Origin of the sequence: Mesorhizobium sp. M7A.F.Ca.US.005.03.2.1 (assembly GCF_003997795.1) — a bacterium.
Lineage (GTDB): Bacteria > Pseudomonadota > Alphaproteobacteria > Rhizobiales > Rhizobiaceae > Mesorhizobium > Mesorhizobium ciceri.
The window spans coordinates 1-3717 of the sequence record NZ_RZRP01000644.1; the positions used below are offsets into that span (position 1 = coordinate 1).

Consider the following 3717-nt stretch of genomic DNA (forward strand, 5'->3'; position numbering starts at 1 on the left):
AGCTTCGAGGAAGCACCGGCGACGAAAGCGCATCGGATTAAAAGACGCTCAGCGCGTCGCCGCCGTTTCGGCGTGGCCGCGCAGCAGCGCCATCAGACGTTTGGCATCCTTGGCCGCGGCCTCCTCGTCGCCGGCAAGGATCGAGCGGATCAGCGCGACATGGTGCTCGGCGGATTCGGCAAGACCGGTCTCGGCCTTGTAGCGGAACCAGAAGCGGCGGCTGTGGGTCTGCAACGGGGCGGCCAAACGGGCGGCGAAGGGATTGTCGGCAGCCAGCGCCAACGCTTCGTCAAGTGCCTTGTCGGCCTGAATGAAGGCAAGCACGTTGCCCGAGATCACCGCTTTCTGCATGGCAAGCGCTGCTTCGTGAAACAGGTCGGCGGCCTCGCGGGTGACGAAGCGGGCGGCCGAGCGGGCCAGCACCACCTCGACGCCGCGACGCGCATCGAGCACGCGCAGCCAGTCGCCGGGATGCAGCGGGGCGATGGCGATGCCCGCGCGCGGCCTGATGTCGAGCAGCCCTTCCCAGGCCAGCCGCTGGATCGCCTCGCGCACCGGTGTCCTGCCAAGCCCGAGCCTGTCGATCAGGGCGCCCTCGGTGACGAAGCTTGCCGGGGCCAGTTCGAGCGTGACGATCATGTGCTCGAGCACATGGTAGGCCCTGGTCGCGGCCGGCTCCGCCGAGGTGCTTGCTGCCGTGGATATCAAATGCGCTCTCCTGATATATCTTGAATATATCATAACGGATTTCGCATTGACAGCGGGTTTGTTAATAGATATACCAGTGATATATCAGATGGAGAGATGATCATGTGGACCGGAGTTTTTCCTGCCGTCACGACCAAATTCACCGCGGATGATCGCCTCGATCATGCCGAGATGGAGCGCTGCTTCAACCTGCAGATGGAAGCTGGCTGCGACGGCATCATCGTTTGCGGATCGCTCGGCGAGGGGCCGATGCTGTCGCCCGATGAGAAGATCGAGGTGCTGAAGACCGCACAAAAGGTCGCCGGCAAGAAGCCGGTGCTGCTGACGGTCAACGAGGCCGGCACACGCGAGGCCGCCAGCATCGCCAAGCGCGCGAGCCGGGAAGGCGCCAACGGCCTGATGGTCGTGCCGAGCCCGATCTACCACACCAATGCGGAAGAGACGGTCGCGGCGCTGCGCGCGGTCGCGCAGGCTGGCGACCTGCCGGTCATGATCTACTCCAACCGGCTTGCCTACCGCGTCGACGTCAGCGTCGACCAGATGGAGGAGCTGGCGTCGGACGAGCGCTTTGTCGCGATCAAGGAATCCTCCGACGACATCCGTCGTTCGACCGAGATCATCAATCGCCTGGGCACTCGCTACGACCTGTTCACCGGCGTCGACAATCTGGCCTTCGAGGCGCTGTCGGTCGGCGCCATCGGTTGGGTGGCCGGACTGGTCACCGCGTTCCCGCGCGAGACGGTCGCCATCTACCAGCTGATGAAGCAGGGTCGCCGCGAAGAGGCGCTCGGCATCTACCGCTGGTTCCGGCCGCTGCTCGATCTCGACGTCTCGACCTATCTGGTCCAAAACATCAAGCTTGCCGAAGTGTTCGCGATCAACACAAATGACCGCGTTCGTATGCCGCGACAGCCGCTGTCTGGCGATCGCCGCAAGTCCGTCGAGAAGATCGTCAAGGATGCGCTCGCGGTGCGGCCGACACTGCCGCAGTTCTGAGGCTTCTTCTTCCTGTTCGCAGGGAGAAGATGGTGGCAGCCAGATAAGGGGCAGCGCCCACGTGCAAGGAAATTCCAAGTCGACAGAAGCGGGGCGCAGCCCCTCATCCGCCCTTCGGGCGCCTTCTCCCCGTGAACGGGGAGAAGGGTTGGACATAGCCATCGTCGGTGGCGGCATCATCGGTATCTGTGCCGCTGCTTCTCTCGCTGAGGCGGGACGCAGGGTCACCGTCTTCGATCGCACAGGCATTTGCGAGGAGACGAGCTCGGGCAATGCCGCCGCCTTCGCCTTCTCCGACGTGCTGCCGCTGGCGCACAAGGGCATGATGCGGCAGCTGCCGAAATGGCTGGCCGATCCGCTCGGCCCGCTCAGCATCCCGCCCGCCTACCTGCCGACGCTTCTGCCCTGGCTGATCCGCTTCTGGCGCGCCGGTGCGCCGGGGAAATACGAGGCGAGCCTTGCCGCTCAAGCAGGCATGATGAAGCTTGCCGAGGCGGAGTGGATGGGCTTGCTCGACCGCTCCGGCACGCGGTCGATGCTGCGCGAGGATGGCTCGCTCGAGCTTTACGAAAGCGAAGCCGAATTTCAGGCCGGGCTGCCCGGCTGGGCGGCGCGTAAGCGTTTCGGCATCGGTTTCCGCCACGTCGAGGGCGAGGAACTGGCCGCCTTGCAGCCGGGCCTGTCGCCGCGCTTCATCAAAGGCACATTCGTGCCGGGATGGAAGACGGTCGCCGACCCGAAACTGCTGGGCAAAGCGGTGTGGACCTATGCGCAGGCCAAGGGCGCTCGCTTTGAGCTGGTCCGGATCAGCCAAGTCGCGGCGGATCAGGATGGAGCGACGCTGACGTTGGCAGACGGCACGACCAGACAGGCCCGGCACCTCGTCGTCGCCGCCGGCGCCTGGTCGCATCTGCTGGCCAAGCAACTCGGCGATCGCATTCCGCTGGAGACCGAGCGCGGCTACAACACCACCTTGCCCACGAGTGCCTTCGACGTGAAGCGGATGCTGATCTTCTCCGGCCATGGTTTCGTCGTCACGCCGCTCGAAACGGGCCTGCGGGTCGGCGGCGCCGTCGAACTCGGCGGCATCGAGCGGCCGCCCAATTATGCCAGGTCGAAGGCGCTGCTGCAGAAGGCACAGAAATTCCTGCCGGGGCTCGATCCCTCGGGTGGGCGCGAATGGATGGGGTTCCGCCCCTCGCTGCCGGATTCAGTGCCCGTCATCGGCGGCGCGCCGGGAAAGCGGTCGGTGGTCTATGCCTTCGGCCATGGCCATCTCGGCCTGACCCAGGCGGCGGCCACCGGACGGTTGATCAGGGATCTTGTCCTGGGGCAGACTCCGCCGATCGATCTGGCCCCCTTCAGTCCGCAACGATTTTGATTTTTTCGGGTTTTTGATTTTCGAGGAGCGTCATGGCCAAGAAATCCTTCTTCTGCATAGACGGCCACACCTGCGGCAATCCTGTGCGGCTGGTCGCCGGCGGCGGCCCGCTGTTGCAGGGCGCGACGATGATGGAGCGGCGTGCGCATTTTCTGGCCGAGTATGACTGGATCCGCACCGGGCTGATGTTCGAGCCGCGCGGCCACGACGTGATGTCCGGTTCGATCCTCTATCCGCCGACGCGCGAGGATTGCGACATCGCCATCCTGTTCATCGAAACCTCCGGTTGCCTGCCGATGTGCGGCCATGGCACGATCGGTACGGTGACGATGGCCATCGAGCACGGACTGATCAAACCAAAGACGCCGGGCGTGCTCAGGCTCGACACGCCGGCCGGGCTGGTCGTCGCCGAATACAAGCAGGTCGGCGACTATGTCGAGGAGGTGCGCATCACCAATGTGCCATCCTTCCTCCATGCCGAGGGGCTGACGGTCGAATGCCCTGGGCTCGGTGAAATCACCGTCGACGTCGCCTATGGCGGCAACTTCTACGCCATCGTCGAGCCGCAGGAGAACTATCGCGACATGGCCGATCATTCGGCGGGCGACTTCATCGCCTGGAGCCCGGTGGTG

At 64.6% G+C, this 3717-nt stretch carries 4 protein-coding genes; 3 read left to right on the top strand and 1 reads right to left on the bottom strand.

The window, feature by feature from the left end; genetic code table 11:
- Positions 1-48: 48 nt before the first annotated feature.
- Entirely contained in the window at positions 49-741 is a 693-nt protein-coding gene (locus tag EN991_RS27450; RefSeq protein WP_050596296.1) for a GntR family transcriptional regulator, read from the bottom strand.
- Between the two features lie 69 nt (positions 742-810).
- On the opposite strand from EN991_RS27450, the gene EN991_RS27455 reads away from it, so the two are divergent.
- The 3 genes from EN991_RS27455 to EN991_RS27465 all read left to right on the top strand — a co-directional run.
- Positions 811-1704: a dihydrodipicolinate synthase family protein gene (locus EN991_RS27455; protein WP_024502892.1), complete on the top strand. Its 894-nt coding sequence runs from the start codon at positions 811-813 to the stop codon at positions 1702-1704.
- A 148-nt stretch (positions 1705-1852) separates the two neighbouring features.
- Positions 1853-3085: an FAD-binding oxidoreductase gene (locus EN991_RS27460; protein WP_081714252.1), complete on the top strand. Its 1233-nt coding sequence runs from the start codon at positions 1853-1855 to the stop codon at positions 3083-3085.
- Positions 3086-3117: 32 nt separating this feature from the next.
- A partial coding sequence (locus EN991_RS27465; RefSeq protein WP_206519260.1) for a proline racemase family protein occupies positions 3118-3717 on the top strand: 600 nt, incomplete at its 3' end.